General features: G+C 66.9%; 14 protein-coding genes. 3 read left to right on the top strand and 11 right to left on the bottom strand.

The window, feature by feature from the left end:
- Positions 1–101: 101 nt before the first annotated feature.
- The 6 genes from WKW80_RS28045 to WKW80_RS28020 form a co-directional block, all read right to left on the bottom strand.
- The gene (locus tag WKW80_RS28045; RefSeq protein ID WP_340366867.1) at positions 102–1,520 is read right to left on the bottom strand and encodes an NAD(P)/FAD-dependent oxidoreductase; all 1,419 of its coding nucleotides are present in this window, start codon (positions 1,518–1,520) and stop codon (positions 102–104) included.
- Between the two features lie 15 nt (positions 1,521–1,535).
- Positions 1,536–1,937 carry a nuclear transport factor 2 family protein gene (locus WKW80_RS28040; RefSeq protein WP_340366866.1) on the bottom strand — a complete coding sequence of 134 codons (402 nt, stop codon included), beginning with the start codon at positions 1,935–1,937 and terminating at the stop codon, positions 1,536–1,538.
- A 395-nt stretch (positions 1,938–2,332) separates the two neighbouring features.
- The gene (gene rraA / locus WKW80_RS28035; RefSeq protein WP_340366865.1) at positions 2,333–2,839 is read right to left on the bottom strand and encodes a ribonuclease E activity regulator RraA; all 507 of its coding nucleotides are present in this window, start codon (positions 2,837–2,839) and stop codon (positions 2,333–2,335) included.
- A gap of 268 nt (positions 2,840–3,107) precedes the next feature.
- Entirely contained in the window at positions 3,108–4,031 is a 924-nt protein-coding gene (locus WKW80_RS28030) for a tripartite tricarboxylate transporter substrate binding protein (RefSeq protein WP_340366912.1), read from the bottom strand.
- A gap of 79 nt (positions 4,032–4,110) precedes the next feature.
- Positions 4,111–6,099 carry an aconitase family protein gene (locus WKW80_RS28025; RefSeq protein WP_340366864.1) on the bottom strand — a complete coding sequence of 663 codons (1,989 nt, stop codon included), beginning with the start codon at positions 6,097–6,099 and terminating at the stop codon, positions 4,111–4,113.
- 78 nt (positions 6,100–6,177) lie between these two features.
- Positions 6,178–7,065 carry a LysR family transcriptional regulator gene (locus tag WKW80_RS28020; RefSeq protein ID WP_340366863.1) on the bottom strand — a complete coding sequence of 296 codons (888 nt, stop codon included), beginning with the start codon at positions 7,063–7,065 and terminating at the stop codon, positions 6,178–6,180.
- Positions 7,066–7,881: 816 nt separating this feature from the next.
- Here WKW80_RS28020 and WKW80_RS28015 point away from each other — a divergent pair.
- Positions 7,882–8,967, top strand: a complete 1,086-nt coding sequence (locus WKW80_RS28015) for a carboxymuconolactone decarboxylase family protein (RefSeq protein WP_340366862.1) — start codon at positions 7,882–7,884, stop codon at positions 8,965–8,967.
- The gene (locus WKW80_RS28010) at positions 8,964–9,746 is read left to right on the top strand and encodes an adenylate/guanylate cyclase domain-containing protein (protein ID WP_340366861.1); all 783 of its coding nucleotides are present in this window, start codon (positions 8,964–8,966) and stop codon (positions 9,744–9,746) included. The genes WKW80_RS28015 and WKW80_RS28010 overlap by 4 nt, the downstream gene beginning before the upstream one ends.
- Positions 9,747–9,911: 165 nt before the next feature.
- On the opposite strand, the gene WKW80_RS28005 is transcribed toward WKW80_RS28010, so the two are convergent.
- The 4 genes from WKW80_RS28005 to WKW80_RS27990 form a co-directional block, all read right to left on the bottom strand.
- A complete protein-coding gene (locus tag WKW80_RS28005) occupies positions 9,912–10,154 on the bottom strand; it encodes a hypothetical protein (protein ID WP_340366860.1) in 243 nt (80 codons plus the stop codon).
- A 334-nt stretch (positions 10,155–10,488) separates the two neighbouring features.
- Positions 10,489–11,259, bottom strand: a complete 771-nt coding sequence (locus tag WKW80_RS28000) for an SDR family NAD(P)-dependent oxidoreductase (protein WP_340366859.1) — start codon at positions 11,257–11,259, stop codon at positions 10,489–10,491.
- A gap of 193 nt (positions 11,260–11,452) precedes the next feature.
- Entirely contained in the window at positions 11,453–14,770 is a 3,318-nt protein-coding gene (locus WKW80_RS27995; protein WP_340366858.1) for a PAS domain-containing protein, read from the bottom strand.
- Positions 14,767–15,138, bottom strand: coding sequence for a response regulator (locus WKW80_RS27990; RefSeq protein WP_340366857.1), 372 nt, complete (start codon positions 15,136–15,138; stop codon positions 14,767–14,769). Before WKW80_RS27990 ends, WKW80_RS27995 begins: the two co-directional genes overlap by 4 nt.
- Positions 15,139–15,390: 252 nt before the next feature.
- Between WKW80_RS27990 and WKW80_RS27985 the strand changes: the two genes are divergently transcribed.
- Positions 15,391–16,128: a response regulator gene (locus WKW80_RS27985; RefSeq protein ID WP_340366856.1), complete on the top strand. Its 738-nt coding sequence runs from the start codon at positions 15,391–15,393 to the stop codon at positions 16,126–16,128.
- Between the two features lie 20 nt (positions 16,129–16,148).
- Here WKW80_RS27985 and WKW80_RS27980 read toward each other — a convergent pair whose 3' ends face one another.
- Positions 16,149–17,696: a DHA2 family efflux MFS transporter permease subunit gene (locus WKW80_RS27980; protein ID WP_340366855.1), complete on the bottom strand. Its 1,548-nt coding sequence runs from the start codon at positions 17,694–17,696 to the stop codon at positions 16,149–16,151.
- Positions 17,697–17,701: the final 5 nt, after the last annotated feature.

The following is a 17,701-nucleotide window of genomic DNA, read 5'->3' as shown; positions in this document are numbered from 1 at the left end:
TTGCGTTCATGTCCGGGGCAGGGCGGCGCGTGTGCACCCGGCCTGGCCCGATGGGGGCTCAATCGGCCCCGCTGTCGCTGTCTCTCTCGCTGTCGATAGGGCTAGCGCCGCTCGTCGCGGGCGTGGTACCAGTGATAAAGCGCGCGCTGGCCAAGCCGGCGAAACGGTGCAAAAGCGCGCGACTCGACCAGGTTGAGCACATTGGGATAGGGCAGCGGCGAGCTGTATATCGGCAATTCGAATACTTTGCTCTTTTTGCCGGCAATCCGCTCGGCCATTCGACGGCCGGCGTGGGCAGAAAAACTCACGCCGTTGCCGCCATAGCCCAGTGCGTAGAACACGCTCTCCTTCGGGTCGGGCTGCATCACGCGCGGCATCATGTCGTGGCTCACGTCCACCCAGCCCCACCACGAGTAGTCGATGCCGATGCCCTTCAGGGCCGGGAACTTGCGATGCAGCCCGGACACGAGCATCTGCATGTGGCGTGGATCGGGCGCGTCGGCACCGGTGATGGCGCTGCGGCTGCCGATCTGGACACGGTTGTCGGGCAGCTTGCGGTAGTAGAAGCGCAGCGTGCGCGTGTCGGTGATGAAAGTCGTGGTGCGGAAGTTGGTCGCTTCCAGTTCCTCGGGCGTGAGCGGACGTGTCACCAGCGAGTTCGACAGGATCGGCATGATCTTCGAGTCCAGGCTCTTGTGCAGGCCGTTGCTCGTGTAGCCGCCGGTCGCCAGGCCGACGGCGCGGGCGCGCACGGTGCCAGTCGGCGTCTTCAGGTAGTGGACGCCGTTGCGCGTTTCCATGCCGATCACCGGACTGGACGGATGCACCTTGACGCCCAAGTCACGCGCCATGCGCAGGTAGCCGTGCGCGAGCTTGAGCGGATGCACGCCGACGCCGTCAGGTTCGAGCATGGCGCCGCAAGCCTCGGCCTCGTTGAAGTAGTTGGCGCGCAGGTCCTCTGCACTGAGCATGCGCGTGTCGTAGCCGAACACCTCGCGCATTGTTCTTGCCTCGTTGCGCAGGAACTCCATCTTGTGTTCGCGGTGCGCCACATAGAAGTGGCCGCCGGGCTGCGCGTCGCACGGCACCTGGGCCACCAGGCTCTTGAAGGTCTCGAAGCCTTCGCGGATTTCCGCGTCGAGCTTGAGCGCCGTCTGCTTGCCCCAGCGCTCGATCCATTGTGAGCGGTACAGCCGGCCGCTGGCGTTCTGGCCCTGGCCGCCGTTGCGGCTGGTGCAGCCCCAGATGCTCTGATTGGCTTCCAGCACGGTTGCACGAATACCGTGCTCGCGCGCCAGGAAGAGCGCGGTGGCGAGGCCGGTGAATCCCGAGCCGACGATGACCACGTCGGCGTCAGTGTCGCCCAGGATGGGGCCATCGTCCGGCGGCGGCGTGCCGGCCGTGCCGACCCAGTAGGTCGGAGCGTAGTTGCGCCCCCGGCCCGGGTTCGACGCCACCAGCGGGTCGTACTGCGGGTCGTAAGGGGTGAGGGGCGAAAAGTGCCGGGCGCTCATTTCCATGATGGACTCCAGCGATCACACGGCCGCTACGGCCGGGCGATCCTTGCGATAGGCGTTCTTCACAGCGATGCGGCCATCGCGGAACGTGAAGACGTCGACCATGCGCGCTTCGATGCGCGAGCCATCGGCCCGGGTGCCGCGGAAGGTCGACTCCGACACGCCGCGGTCGCCGCTGACGAAGTGGTCGCCGTCCAGCCAGGCGGCATCCGGGAAGTTCTTCCAGGCGAGTTCGAAGCCCTCGCGCACGGCCTGGCGGCCGATGAAACTGCGGCCGAGGAGTTCGGCGCCGCCCACGGCGTGGAACTCGCAGGTGTCTGCCATGAAGGACATCAGTGCGTCGATGTCGTGCGCGTTCCAGGCGTCTGCGAACGCTTGCAGGAATCGGGCGTCGGGCGGGGTGGTGTGATTGGTGCTCATGCGGTGGTCTCCATGCGGGCTTCGGTTCATGCGGTGTGCGATGTACGCAGCGTATGAGCCAAGGGCGCATGGCCGTGGCACCAGATCACGGCAATTGTTGGAGCCAGCAACCCCGTTCAGTCGCGCACGACCAACTTCAGCGAGCCAGCCGCCAGTTCGATCATCCGCTTGCAGAGGACCGAAGGCGCGAACCCTTCGTGCGTGAGCGCCGAGATGCCCTGACGGTGCAGACCTTTCCGAGCGCGCGGGCGTCGCGGTCAGCTCGACCTGCGAGTACTACCCGACGATGGAGGCGCTGATCGCGGCGATCTTCAACGACTACCGCAGCGAGGCCCGGCGCCGCTCCCAGGGCCAGGGCAGTCATCCCATCGAAGCTGCGACGCCTTGAATGCGGCTCAATTTGCCAAGGGTGCACGCGGCAATACGACGACCCCGTCGTGGTCGAGGCAGATGAAGTGTCCCGGGACGAATTCGATCTCGCCGAAGCTCACTTTGGCGCCGCATTCGCCCGCACCCGAGTTGCCGCCGCGCGCGGGCGCGGTACCCAGCGCGAAGATGGCGATGTCCATCGCTGCAAGACGATCCGCGTCACGCACCGCGCCGTTGATGACGACGCCGCGCCAGCCGTTGTCCGAGCCCAGGCGCGCCATCCGATCCCCGAGGACTGCCACTCGCAGCGATGCGCCGGCGTCGACGACCAGGATGCGCCCTTCTCCCGGCTGCTCCAACTGGTTTCGGACGAGGGCCGCATCCTCGAAGACGCGTACGCACGCCATGCTTCCCGAGGCCGCGTCGCGACCTCCGTAGGACGCCAGAGCCGACCTGCAAACCCGCGCCTCGTCCCCATGGCGGTCGCAAAGATCGGAGGTCCTGTGGCCCGGCACCGGTTTGCCTGATTGCATTGATCCAGCCTCTCTCGTATCAGTTTTCCATCACGCTATCGCGTAACCCGCGCGCATGAATCCATGGTTGGCACTGCGAAGTCTGTTCGTGGGCACCCGCGGAACCGGCTTTGCCGGGCCGCCGGGTGCGCCCCCTCGAGGGGGAGGCGCCGCAGGCGCTTCGGGGGTGTTTGATTTCCTCCGCGGAACCGGCTTTGCCGGCCGCCGGGTGCGCCCCCTGGAGGCCGTGGAGGGGGAGGCGCCGCAGGCGCATCGGGGGTGTTTGATTTCAATCCAGGGTCGCGCCCGATTGCTTGACCAGCTTCTGGTGCTTCGTCAGTTCGGCCTGGAAAAATGCCGGGGCCAGGTCGGGCCCCGTATCGAGGAGCGTCAGGCCCTGCGCAGAAAGCGCAGTCTTTGCCTCTGGCGAAGAGAGCGCAGTCTTCACCGCCAGGTAGTCCGCGTCGACGATCGGCTTCGGCAGCCCGGCGGGGCCGATCATCGCGATCCAGGCATCGAAGCTGTACTTGGGTGCCCCCGACTCGGCGATGGTTGGCACGTCGGGCAACGCGGCGGAGCGTGCGGGCGTCGAGACCGCGAGCGCACGCAGCGACCCGGCCTTCACCTGCGGCGCGACCTGGGAGATGGAGACAAAACCCAACTGCACCTGGCCGCCGATCAGATCGGTAATCAGCGGGCCTGTACCGCGATACGGCACGTGCTTCATGTCGATGCCGGTCTCACTGATGAGCAATTCACCCGCCAGATGCAGCGTGCTTCCGTTGCCCGCAGAGCCGTAATTGAGCCTGCCGGGATTGCCCTTCGCATACGCCAGCAACTCCTTCAGGTTCCGGGCGGGGAGCGTCGGATTCACGACCAGCACTAGCGGCACGGTGGCGAGCACCGCAATCGGCGTGATGTCCTTCAGACTGTCGTAGGGAACCGTCTTGTAGATGCCCGGGTTGATGACGTGGTTCGACGAGATCATGCCGAGCGTGAGGCCGTCCTTCGGTGCCTTGACGACCTGGCTGGTGCCCGGGATGCCGCCGGCGCCGACAACGTTCTCGACGACGATCGGGTGGCCTGTGGCTTTTCCGAAGCCTGGCGCGATGGCGCGCGCCAAGGTGTCGACGGTCGAGCCGGCCGCCAGCGGCACGATCATGCGCAAGGGCTTGTCGGACTGGGCGTTCGCGACGACGCTCAGGCATGTCATGGCAAGTGCGACGGCAAGGGCCGCACGGCGACTGACGGTCTTTGGGTTCACGTGATGTCTCCTGGAGTAGTTGTCGGATTCAGGCGTGCCGTCGTTGCAGCGCTTCGAAGGAAATCAGTTCTCCGGCGATCGCACTCGCCGCGACGGTGGGCGGGCTGGCAAGCCAGACCTGGCCGGGGCCGCCGCGCCCCGGGAAGTTGCGGTTGATCGCACTGACGGTGACTTGATCCCGGCTCGTCGACCCGCCGGGACCGCAATTTCCGCATGCGCCGCAAGACGGCTGGAGCATGCGCGCGCCGACCTTCTCGAAAGCATCCACGTATCCCGCAGCGACACAGTGGTCGCGTACAGCGGTCGTACCGAACTGCAGGAACAACTGAACGTTGGGCGCTACCTTCAATCCGCGATCCGCGGCCCAGCGCAGCACCGCGTGGTAGCGGTCGAAATCTTCGCGCTTGCCGGCCGTGCACGACCCGCCATAGGCAATGTCGATACGGACCGGCTCACCGACTTCCGACAGCGGGAGACCATTGCCGGGGTCGCCCGGCCGCGCCACCATCGGCGGAACCTCGGAGCAGTCGATGCGGATGGTTTCGGCGTACACGGCGCCCACATCGCTGTGCATCCAGGGCTCGACTTCGAAGTGAACCCCGCGCCGTTCGCGCAGGAAGCGCACCGTCTCCGCATCGGGCGCGACGATGCCGGTGAAGCCGCCCAGCTCGGCTGTCATGTTGGTGAGGGTGGCGCGCTCGTCGGTGCCGAGTCCCGTGACGGCCTCGCCCGAAAATTCAAAGACCTTGCCAACCCCACCGCCGCTTCGGATCAAAGGCAACGCCAGCAGATGCAGCACGATGTCCTTGGCCGTGACGCCGTCCGGCACGCGACCGTCGAGCACGATGCGCAGTGACTGCGGCACGGTGAGTCGAACCGCCCCGGTCACGAATGCGTTGGCCATGTCGGTGGTGCCGACGCCGAAGGCCACGCAGCCCAGCGCACCACTGTGCGGCGTGTGCGAATCGGTTCCCACGACGACCTGACCCGGCAGTGCGTAGCGTTCGGCCATCATGGCGTGAGAGATGCCGGCGACGTTGCTGCCATCGTCCGACCCGGCTTCCGCTTCGCTGAGCGTGCGGTGCGTGCGCAATGCATAGGTCGCCGCGAATTCGCGCTGTGCCTCGACCATCCGGTGCACGTTGGGCACCAGGCCGCCGCGCACGTGGGCAGGACTTTCCTCGACGTAGGAGGTGTGGTCTTCGAACACGATGATGGAGGCGGCATCGTGCAGGGCCAGTGGACGGCCGAAGGTGGCGTGAAGCATGTGGGCCGCCATGCCGGTGTAGTACTCGTGGATGAAGCGCCAATCCGCCCGCACGAAGGCCCCGTCACCGGGTGCCGGGTGCGCCGTGGTCAGCTCCGTGGCCAACGCGTGGCGGGCCACGATCTTCTCGAAAAGCGTTTGCGGGCGCGAGTCGGTCGTGTCAGCCTCGAGCGTGATGTCCCGCATGAACAATCGGCCGAAACGCAGCAGCCCGCCGCTTGCGAGGATGGAGGCAGCGAGCGCGTCGCGTCCGGCCACGAGGTCCTCGAGCGGGATCGCCTCGCCCCTCTGGATGCGCTCGACCAGGCCGAAGTCGGTCGAGGTGAACAGGCCGATGTTGTCGGCGTTCTGCCGGTAGATGCGCTCGAAGCTCTCCGCGATCACGAGTCGCACGCCGGCAAGCTTCTCTGCGGCGGGGCTGTGCTCGCGCGAAGAGCCCTTGCCGTAGCGCTTGCCTGCCACGACGACCTCGATGCCGTGCGTGCGGACTGCGTCGACCAGGACGGGTGTTGCGTCGCCGGCCCTGAAGCCGGTATAGGGATAGCGGCCGAGCTTCTCGTCGTAGTGCGTGAGGATCGTCAGCGGCGTGATCTCGTCGGTGGAGACGTCGTCGCGCAAGGGGACGGCCTCGTCCAGCCGCACTGCCGAGCCCTCGAGACTGCGAGCGACGATGTCGGCCGACTGGCTCAGGAAAAGGATCGACGAGGCGAACGAGACGGATGCTTTGCGCGAGGGCGTTGTGGCTGGCATGCCGAATCTTCGCCAACAGGGCGCGCGCCGAAAAGCGCTGATGCGGCAGACGGGGTCTCGCAAAACGCGAGATCCGGTTTACCCCTGAAGCTGCTCGATCAACGAAGCGACCGCGCGCGACCGCGGCGACTTGCGAAGTGCGTACATGCGCAGTTCGCGAGCGGCCCAGGGCTCGTCCAGTGGACGTCGCACGAAGCGCGGGTTGCCGGCATAGGCCGCTGCCGCACTCTGCGGGATGACGGCGATGCCGAGACCGGCCTCGACCATACGGCAGACTGCGTCGAAACTGCTGACCGAAACGGTGGGCGCGAAGTGCCGGTGCAAGGCGGAGGCGCGCTCGTGCAGTGCACGGTCGAGGGCGCCGCCCTGATGCACTCCGATCAGCGGCACGTCGAGCACCTGCACAAAGGTCAAGGCCTTGCGCTTGGCGAGCGCGTGGCCGGCAGGCAGCACCACCTGCAAGGGGTCGGTGGCAAATGGCCAGGCCTGCAGGCCTGGCGGGACTGGCATATCGACGCCGATACCCACGTCGGCGCGATCGTCCAGGCAGGCACGGATCACGTCTCGCGTATCGTTTTCCTGCAGGAAGACCTCGACTTGCGGGTAAGCCGCCATGAAGGCGCGCAGACGCTCCGGAAGAAATCCGATCACGGCCGACATGTTGGCGTACAGCCGAACGGTTCCGCGTACTTCACTGCCTTCGGTCTGGACTTCGCGCAGCAGCGCCTGCAAGTCCTCGTCGATCTTCTCGCCGCGCGTCAGCACCAGGCGACCTGCATCCGTCAGCACGACACCGCGCGGCGACCGAATCAGGAGCGGGGTGCCAAAAGCGTGCTCGAGATCGGCAAGCCGTCGGCTGAGCGCCGATGGCGCGATGTGCTCCTGCTCGGCAGCACGGACGATCGACCCTGCCCGCGCGGCAGAGACAAACAATCGAACGCTGTAGGGGTCGATTCGGCGGGTCAAGTTAGATCTGACTCATGGCTTGCCGCATTGTTGCAGCAATGCGTCGAGGCGAGCTGCAAGGCCGCGTCGGGCATGGCTCGCGGGATCAAGGGCCGAAGGTGAATGAGTATGCCTGCACGCCTGGGTCGCTCGCGATCAGCGTCACGCGCGCCTTCGCCTCCATGCACAACGCAACCTTCGCGCGCGTGCATCGACCCATTGGCTTCCAACACGATATTAGGGTTTACCCTATAATGGACCCGTCGCAACTCACAGGAGTAATCAATGCTCACCACTCTCATCTGCCTGGCCGCTGTTGCCGCCGTCGCAATGTCCGGCATCTTCACGTACAACTCTCTGAACGACCTGCACTGATTCTCGATCGCCTCTCTTTTCCACCGGTGCATTCGACGCTCCGGTGGAGATGGCCTCGGGTGTCAACTCATGCACCACCGACCGCACACGCTCGCCGCGACGATGGCAGTGGTCGCATCGCCAACAGCTTGTCGCCATCGAGCCGGTCGGTCTCGGCCCGCCTTCGGCTCGAGCTTGCAGCGCTCCCTTTTAGCCAAACGGGGCTCCCTGGAGTAGTCTCATCTGGCGTCTTTCATCGGCCGCCGTCATCCGAGCGACCACTTTCAACTTCAGCAACCCGTCAGTCCTGACACGACATTGCGGCAATGCTCGGGTCATCCAGGAACGGGCGCTCGCCGTTGCGGCAGAATTCGCTCCAATGCTTGCACCCGCGCTCCTGAGCCGGTTCAACTCACCCACCCTGCGCAGGCTGCGCGAAGATGCCTGGCCGAGAACGCTGCGTCCGATTTCGTGGAGTAACCGATGACTGTATTGCTGAGCGAAATCCAGTGGAGCGACCCGGTCCTGCCTGCGGCGCACGACGTGGCGTGGGAAGCCGAACTCAAGCGCCGCGGCGCGCAGGTTCTCGAGGTCGATCGCCGTGTTGCGCCGAGCCGCTGGCTGCGCGAGGCAGCCTACGAAGCGACGAACTACGTGCCGGCCGCCCTGCCGGAGCGGCTGTACCGAATGGGCAGCATGGTGACCGCACAGGAGAATTCGTGCCGCTACTGCTATGGCGCGAACCGCGCCTACATGAAGGTGCTCGGCTATTCCGAGTCTTTCATCCAGAAAGTCGAACGCGACGTGCAGACAGCCGAGCTGGATGACAAGGAGCGCGCATACATCGCCTTCTGCCGCAGCCTGGCTCGATCGAGGCCACGCCCGGCCGCGGCCGAGCGGGCCGCCCTGCTCAAGCTCGGCTATACCCCGGCGGAAATTGGCGAGATCGCCTACTTGATCTCGTTCGGGTGCTTCTACAACCGCGTCAGCACCCTGATGGCGTGTCCGCCGGAACAGAAGTTTGAACGCATGGCCAGCGGACCGTTTCGTTGGCTCCTCGCATTCGCGATGCCGTTGATGAAGAAGTTCGCGCCGACAAGGCCGATCCAGACGGTGCCGGATCGGGCTGCGTTGGCTGCCGGTCCGTTTGGCGTGGTGCTGGCGCCGCTTGCCGGTCTGCCCGCGAGCCGAGTCATGAAGGCGGCGCTCGACGGCTCCTTCGCGTCCGGGGTACTGAGCCGCACCGCAAAGCTGTTGATGTTCGCCGTTGTATCGCGTTCGTTGGGCTGCCCGCATTGCGAAGGCGCGGCCGCCCGATTGCTCATCGAAGAGGGCCTGAGCCCCACGGAAATCGAAAGTGCAATGACGACACTTCGCTGCGCCGGTCTGGCGCAACGCGAAGCCGGCCTGCTGGCCTGGGCCCGCGACACGGTGTACTACGAGCCTGCGTCCATCCAGCAGAAGTCGCGCGCCCTCGGTGCGCAACTGGGCGCCGACGCGCTGCTGGAAGCCATCGGCGTGGCGTCTCTGGCGAATGGGACCGTCCGGCTGGCCATGCTGCTGGAATGATGGCGCTGGGATGGGTCCTTGCCGCAGTTGGGGCCATCGTCTTTTCTGGCTTGTCGGTGCTCGTCCTGCGCGGCCGGCGACAGAACGCGCAGCTCGAGAAACTCCTGCTGGCCGCCGACGACAAGCTCGAGCAGTTGCAACTTCAGTTCGAGCGTTTCGTGCCGGCTGACGTCGTGGAGCGGCTCACCCGCCCCGGTGACGCCTTCGCGCCCGAGCGGCGGCAGGTGACGATGCTGTTTGCCGACTTGCGCGGCTTCACGGCCCTGTGCGATCGGCTCGACCCCGGTGTCACGGTGAACATCCTGAACGACTACTTCCGTCACATGACGGATGCCATTACCCATCATCACGGCCATGTCACCGAGTTTGTGGGCGACGGCTTGCTGGCGCTCTTCGGCGCCCTGGAGTCCGACCCATGGCAGGCGCGAGACGCCGTCCTGGCCGCCCTGGAAATGCGCGCCGAACTGGCTCGCTACAACCTCACCCTGCGGAAAAAGGGCCTGCCTGAACTGCGCTTCGGCATCGGCATTCACGGTGGGGAGGTCGTGACAGGCGTGATCGGAACCGCCGGCCTGTCGAAGTTCAGCGTGACGGGTGACCCGATCAACGTTGCCTCGCGGGTCGAAGGGCTGACAAGCAAGTACGAAGTCGATTTGCTGATCACGGAGGACGTTCGACGCAAGATCGATGATCAATTTCGCCTGCGGCCGATGCCACCGGCAATCGTCAAGGGCAAGGCGGAGCCGATCCAGACCTACCACGTGGAGGCCGAAAAGTGAGGCGCGCTCTTCACCTGCTGCGGTCCTGCCGACGTCGGGCACACACACCGCCTCGATGCGCAGGCGTCTAGCTGCCATCACTGGCGTGGTTCTCGTCCGTTGCGCCAATAGATCGGAGTCCAGCCTCGAAGGACGCGAACGCGAGCCTTTGCGGCAGCCCTCGAGCTACCCCACAACCGTCGCGGAATTCGGCCGGCGGCGCCACGGCTGCGCTTGCAGCACCTCCAGGAACGAGGCGGCGAGTGGCGACCAGTCCTTACGAGTAAATGCGACGAGCTGGCGCACCAATGGGGACTTGAGCTTGCGCACAGCGGCGCGCAATCCATCCGGGATGATGTTGTCCGGCACGATCGTGAGATCGGCAATGCGCTCGACCTCGCGGCGCGCCGCCTTCTTTCGCGTGCCCATGACACCCGCCGGCAGATCCACGCGACCCACGAGCCCCGTATGAACAAACCTCATGCCCGAACCTCGAAGCGGACGGCATGGCGTTCGCGATGACCCCGCCACGCGCCTTCGCCCCTGAGGAACGGTCGATGAGCTGCACGGCTCTTCCACCCAGGTAAGCCCTGCCCCGGACCACCGCGATGGCCTTCGCGACTGTGCCCCCGCTGCCGCCGACCGAGGCCGGCGCGCAGCTCATTGAACGGGTGGGTCTATCCCAACTGCGGACTGGTGCGCAAGGCAAGCCGCTCAATGACGAGAACGGGTACCTGCTCGATCAGCAGCGGGGTGCCCGAGCTCAAAGAGACGAGCAGAGGTGGCCGCCGTCGACCGGCACGCACGCGCCGGTCATCCACGACCCCGCATCGGTCGCCAGCAGCAGCATCAAGCCGTTGAGTTCCTCGGGCTTGCCAAGCCGGCGCATCGGGATGCGTTTGATCAAGGCCTTGCCGTAGTCGGTATCCCACATTGCGTCGGTCATCTCGGTTCCGATGTAGCCGGGCTCGATGGCGTTGACGCGGATGCCGTAGCGCGCCCATTCGAGCGCCAGGCTCTTGGTCATGTGCACCACCGCCGCCTTGGAGGCCGAATACGGCGTGATCCCCGGCATCACGCGCTCGCCCTGGATCGACGCGATGTTGATGATCGAGCCGCCGCGGCCCGCATCCTTCCAGCGCCGCGCGGCCCGCACAGCGACCAGCCAGACCCCTCTCACGTTGACCGCCATCAGATCGTCGAAGTCCTGTGTCGGCAATGTCAGGGCGGCGCCTTCGCCGGAAATCCCCGCGTTGTTGACGACGACGTCGAGGACGTCGCCCGAGGTGTCGATTGCGGCGAAGGCGTCGTCGATCGACTGCTCGGAGCCCACATCCATCTCCAGCACGGTCACTTGCGCTGCACCCAGTTTTTCGAGTTCAAGGGCCAGCGAGTCGAGTCTGCTCTTGCGTCGCGCGGCGATGACGACTTTGGCCTTGCAACTCGCGGCGAGACGCGCGAAATTTTCACCCAGGCCAGATGAGGCCCCGGTCACCAGAACCCGCTTGCCTGCGAGCATGTCACCCAGATTCATGTTTGTCTCCTTGTGTTTGGGCAGATGCGCCACTGGCGCTCCGCCTGTATACGAAAGCTCCGTCTCGAACGGCCCCTGACCCGCGCTCCGGGGCATCGCAGTGAGGCACGCCCGCGCTCGAGCAGCGCCGACGCTTCAGCCGTGAACCGCAGGCGAAGCGTCATGCGCCGGGAGCATACGACCGTTCCGGTCGTCAACCATGCAATGCCTTCGCAAGGCTGCAGGCGATGTCGCCAGCCACCAGCGGCTTGGCCAGCACCTCCTGGACACCGATCTCGCGGGCACGCGTTGTCAGCGCCGGCGTGACGTACCCGCTCATCAGCAGGATCGGGATGTCCGGCCGGATGCGCCGAAGTTCGCGGGCCAGTTCGGAGCCGGTCATCTCGGGCATGGCCTCGTCGGAGAGAACAGCCTGGAAGCGATCCGGCGTCGCCCTGAAACTCGCCAGCGCCGCCGTGCTGGACGCGAAGCCCACGGGTTCGTATCCGAGCCCGGCCATCATCTCCTCACCCAGGCGCACCAGCGGTTCCTCGTCGTCGACGAGCAGCACGGTCTCGCCCTCGCCGGAGGGAATCGTCCGGGCCGACCTGGCCGGCGCGGCCACCGTATGCTGCCGCGGCACGAAGACCGTCATCGTCGTGCCTTGCCCCGGCTGGCTCCGCACCTCGATGCCGCCGCCCAGGTCGGTCACGATGCCATGCACCAGCGACAGCCCGAGCCCGGTGCCGACGCCGACTTCCCGCGTCGTGAAGAAAGGATCGAAGATGCGTTCGAGCACGCCCGGGGCAATGCCCGCGCCGCTGTCCTCGACGCGCAGGCGCACGTACTCGCCGGCCGGCAGCGTACGGGTCGTGACGACGAGCGGCTGGTCCAGCGCGATCGTCTCGGCGTGCACCTGCAGCCGGCCCGACGATCTCATCGCCTGTACTGCGTTGGCGCAAAGATTCACGACGACCTGGTGAAGCTGTGTCGGGTCGCCCAGGATCGCTGCATCGCCCACGTCGATCCGCTGCTCGAGCACGATGCCGGCCGGCAGCGAGGCTGCGACCACATCGAGCCCCTCGGCAAGGATGGTGCGCACATGCACCGGCACCCGCTCGCCGACGCCGCTGCGGCTGAACGCGAGGATGCGCTCCACCAGTGACTTGGCGCGCATCGCGGCGCTCATGGCCGCGTCGATGTGGCGCTGCTGCGGCGTGCCGGGCATCGACTCCTTCTGCACCATCTCGCCATAGCCGAGGATCGCCGCGAGGATGTTGTTGAAGTCGTGCGCGATGCCGCCTGCCAGCGTCCCGATTGCCTCCAGCTTCTGCGCCTGGCGCAATTGCGATTCGAGCCGGTCGCGATCGGCCTCGGCGGTGCGGCGGTCCGTCACGTCCTCCATCGAGCCTGCCACGCGGTAGGCGCGTCCGCGCTTGTCGCGCACCGCGACTCCGCGCTGCCGGTACCAGTGCCATTCGCCCGACGCGTGGCGGATGCGGTACTCGCAGCTGAAGTGGGAGCTGAGTCCGCGCAGGTGTTCCGACAGCGCCAGCCGCATCGCTTCTTCGTCGTCCGGATGGAATTGGGCGCTGCCGATCCATTCGCGCCGCGGCCGCAGCGGCTCGCCGGGCTCGCGCCCCAGCAGGGTCTGGGCGCGCGCCGACAGGAAGAGCATGTCCTGGCGCAGGTCCCAGTCCCACAGGCCCTCGTTGGCGCCGGCCACTGCGAGCTGGTAGCGTTCCTCCGATTGGCGCAGCGCCTGTTCGACGCGCTTTTGCACGTCGATGTCGCTCACCGAACCGGCCCAGCGGATCGCCCGTCCGTCCTCGTCGCGCACCGACATGCCACGGATCCGCACCCAACGGTACTCGCCGTCAGGATGTCGCACGCGGTACTCGCCGTCGCGTACCTCGATCTCGCCCCGGATGTGGCGATCGAGGTCGTCGCTGTAGCGCTGCGCGTCGTCCGGATGGAGCTTGAGCAGCGCGAGCCATTCGGCGCGGGTCCGGACGGTCGTGTCCGACTCGACGCCGCAGATCTGCATCGCCCGCAGCGAAGTGAACATCCGGTCGTTGACCATGTCCCAGTCGCTGACGCCATCTTTCGACCCCGCCACCGCCAGCGCAAAACGTCCTTCGCTTTGGCGCAGCGCCTCTTCGGCGCGCCGGCGTGCATCGACGTCGCTCACCGAGCCCGCCATGCGAACCGCACCGCCTGCGCCATCGCGCACGCAGACGCCCCGCACCCGCACCCAGCGGTAGACGCCGTCGGGATGCCGCACGCGGTATTCCTCTTCGTAGGCGGGCGTCTTGCCGGCCAGGTGGTCGTCCAGCGCGGACCAGCGGATCGCCTCGTCGTCCGGGTGGCAATGAATCGCACTGAACCAGTCCCGCGACGGCTCCGAAGCCGGCCCGGGTCCCATGCCGAGCAGTTCGCGTGCGCGTGGCGAGCCGAACATGCGGTCCCCGGCCCGGTCCCAATCCCAGATGCCGACGTCCGATCCGCTCACCGCCAGCGAGAAGCGCTCGCGCGCCGTTTCGAGGGACTGGCGCGTTGTGTCGAGCCGCGCCAGTTGGCGGGTCGCCAGCGCCAGCAAGGCCGCAGCCAGCCCGGCGAGCGCCAGGGTGCGCACCGCGGAGCTGATGGCCTCCTCGCGCCACTGGGCGAGCGCCGCGGAGACATCGCGCGTGATGGCCACGACCAGGGGATAGTCCGGCACGGCCTGGAGCGCGCCGAAGCGCTCGACGCCGTCGATCGGACTCACCGTGCGAATCGGTCCGCCGCGCCCGACCTGGGCGGCCAGCAATTCGTCGGACAGCGGCAGGCGCTTGCCGAGCGATGCATCGGCACGCGGCTGGCGCGCGATCAACATGCCGTCGCGGCGCAGCAGCGTGATCTTGGTGCTCGGCTCGCCCTGGACGTCGCGATAGAACTGCTGGAAGTAGTCGACGCGCCCGCGTGCGCCGACGGCGCCGGCGAACTGGCCGCCGGCGGTCTCGAGACGACGCGCCAGCGGAAACACCACCGCATGGTCGACCGGACTGGCCGCGACGTTGCCGATCAGCATCCGTCCGCTCTTGTCTTCGCGTGCGGCCTGGAACACGTCGATGGTCGAAACGTTTGGAACCCCGTAGGGCAGCGGGTAGCTAAGCGAGTTGGCGAGGGGCGACCCATCGGCACGCACCACCACAAGGCCGTCGATCTGCACCAGCCCGACGGCCTGGTCGCGCAGGTAGGCGTGCAATGAGGGTGGGGCCATGGCGTCGACGACGCCCTGGCGGTACTGCTCCTGAATGTGGCGCAGCACCACGTCGACCGCCTGCATGGTGCGCGCTGTCTGCTCGGCGATGGTGCGGGCCTGGGTGTCGAGCTCGCTGCCGGTCTGCGCGACCGTGGCGCGATAGCTGCGCACGATGTCCAGCGCGGCGAACCCCACGATCGTCGCGATGAACAGCGCGCCGATCCACGGCACGCTGCGCCTCAGCGAGCGCTGCGCCGGCCAGTCGTCGAACGACGTGGACTTGTTCATGGCAGCGGAGGCCTTGACAAGCGGCGAACGACAGCCGTCAGCGCCTCACGCCGCACCGGCTTGGGCAGGACACCGGCCACGCCCAGCGAGCGCGCCAACTCGCCGCACGCCTCGATGCTGGCGTGGAACATGGCCGACAGCATGATCACGGGCGTGCCGGCATGCTCGGCCGAGACACGTTGCAATGTCGCCGCGCCGTCGCGGCGAGGAAACGCCACATCCACCAGCACCAGGTGGAACGGCGCCCACGTGTCGCGCGTGCTCTCGTCGGCAACCCGCCATCCCGCCTCGGTCAGCCACTCGTGCAGCAGCTCGAAGGTGTGGCGTTCGGCGCCGACGACGAGCACCGTCGGGGCTGTCGGTTTCATGGTCGCGCTGGCGCGTCGCAGGGACGCGTGGCTGGCGTTCGGGGGCACATCGTGATCTCCGGAGCGTCGTTCGATGCTTCATTGAGTCCTCGATCCATTGCGCCTGCGTTGCAGGCCCGCAGCGCGAAGATTACATCTGCAATCGGGCGCCTGGCGGGGCCCGCGCCGAAGCTCGCCCAAACCGTTTCGGCGGGTCTAGGATATTGGTGGCGCGGCCAGACGAGGGCCTGCGGCCTATCGTGAGGGGTCATCATGGAAGTTGTATCGAGCCTGCTACCGCACGTGCTGGCGCTGGACGACGATCCCGCCGTGCGCGACCTGATTGCCGAATACCTTGCCGACAACGAACTGCGGGTGACCGCGGTGGCATCGGGCCGGGAGCTGGCCGACACGATGGCGCGCGAGGCAGTCGACGTCGTGATCCTGGACGTGCGGCTTCCCGGGGAAGACGGCATGCAGATCGCGCGTCGCCTGCGCGAGGAGTCGCAGATTCCCATCCTGATGCTGACCGGGCGCGTGGACGAGGCCGACCGCGTCATGGGGCTCGAACTGGGCGCCGACGACTACCTCACCAAACCCTTCAGCCCGCGTGAGTTGCTGGCGCGCGTTCGTGCGCTGTTGCGCCGGTCCAGGGCCCGGGCCACCGTCGCGGACGAGATTGCCAAGGTGCGTGCCTATCGGTTCGGCGGGTGGGAGTTGAACGTCGGCTTGCGGCGGCTGAGGTCGGCGCAGGGCGAACCCGTCGAGCTCACGAACGGCGAGTTCAGCTTGCTCACGGCTTTCCTGTCGGCCCCGCGGAGGGTGTTGACCCGCGACCAGTTGCTCGAACTCTCGCGCATGCACAACGCCGAGGTCTACGACCGCTCGATCGACGTGCAGATCCTGCGACTGCGCCGCAAGATCGAAGTGGACCCGGCGCACCCCCAATACATCCGCACCGAGCGCGGCGCCGGCTACCTGTTCGATGCGCCGGTGGACGCGCTGCGGTAGGCACGGCACGCCGGCCATCATCAATGACCTGCCTGCGTCATGTCGACGCTGCGGGTGGGCCGGGGCGCTATCCAGATCACGGCCGCGGAGAGCAGGAACGCCGCGGCGACGAGCCACATGATCTGGTTCGTCGCGAGCATCACGCTCTGGCCCTGCAACAGGTTGTCCAGCATGCTGCGGACCTGGTCGCCCGACATGCCCGATTCGGCGAGCGTCTTCGCGGTCGCGCCCATCGGATCGATCGTGCCCACCAGTTCGGCGTGCAGTGCGCTGGTGCGGTTTTCCCACATCGTCGTGACCGCCGAGGTCGCGACCGCGCCGGACAGCGTGCGCAGGAAGTTCTGCAGGCCGGCGCCCGCCGCGGTTTCGTGTTCCTCCACGCAGCCGAGCGTGAGGGCGGTGAGCGGCACGAAGAAGAACGGCAGGCCGATGCCCATCAGGATCAGCGGGATCGCGATCTGCCAATACGTCATGTCGGTGGTGGCGACCGTTCGAACCACCATCACCATTGCGAGCAGCAGCAGCCCGCCGAAGATCAGCCGGCGCGGGTCGACCTTCGCGATCAGCTTGCCGGCCAGCGGTGCACAGACCACGGCGAGCACGCCTGACCACGCCGTCGTCAGTCCGGCCCAGGTGGCGGTGTAGCCCATGTACGACTGCAGCCACAGCGGCGTCAGCACGTTGGCGCCGAACATCGCGCCGAAACCGAGCGAGATGGTGATCACGCCGGCCGCAAAGCCGCGGTGCCGGAACACGCGCAGGTCGACGATCGGATGCTTCTCGGTGAACTCCCAGATCAGGAAGGCCGCGAAGCCGATTGCCGCCACCACCGCCAGCGCGCAGATCCCGGTCGAGGCGAACCAGTCGTGTTCCTTGCCGAGATCCAGCATCAGCTGCAGCGCGGAGACGAAGACGATCAGCAGCGCCAACCCGACCGTATCGATCGGCGCCCGCAGCAGGGGCGCCTCGTAGCGCTTGAGCATGCGCCAGGCGATCGGGGCGACGAGCAGCGCGATCGGCACGTTGATGAAGAAGATCAGGGGCCAGGCAAAGCTGTCGCACAGCCACCCGCCCAGGATGGGCCCGAGGACCGGCGCGACCAGTGTCGTCATCGCCCACAAGGCCATCGCGGCCGGCGCCTTCTCCTTCGGAAAGATACGCAGCAGCAGCGTCTGCGAAAGCGGCATCAGCGAGCCGCCCGACAGGCCTTGCAGCACGCGGCCCAGCACGAGCAGGCCCAGCGAATCGGAGACGCCGCACAGCGCCGAACAGGCACCGAACAGCATCATGGCGGTGGCGAACACGCGCACCGCGCCGAAGCGTCCCGCGACCCAACCGGTCAGCGGCACGATGATCGCCTCGGCCACCGAATAGGAGGTGATCACCCAGGTGCCCTGGCTGCTGCTGATGCCCAGGCTGCCGGCGATGCTGGGCACCGAGACGTTGGCGATCGTCATGTCGAGCACCGCGATGAAGTTCGCGGCTGCGAGCACGATGGCGGCCAGCCACAGCATGCCGCCTTGCAACGGCTGTTCGGCGCGCGGCGCCGGATGCGGAGCGTGCGACATGGCGG

It is taken from the genome of Variovorax humicola, from assembly GCF_037889915.1.
Lineage (GTDB): Bacteria > Pseudomonadota > Gammaproteobacteria > Burkholderiales > Burkholderiaceae_C > Variovorax > Variovorax humicola.
The sequence above is the reverse complement of the archived record's forward strand: the minus strand, read 5'-3'. Positions and strand labels throughout refer to the sequence as shown.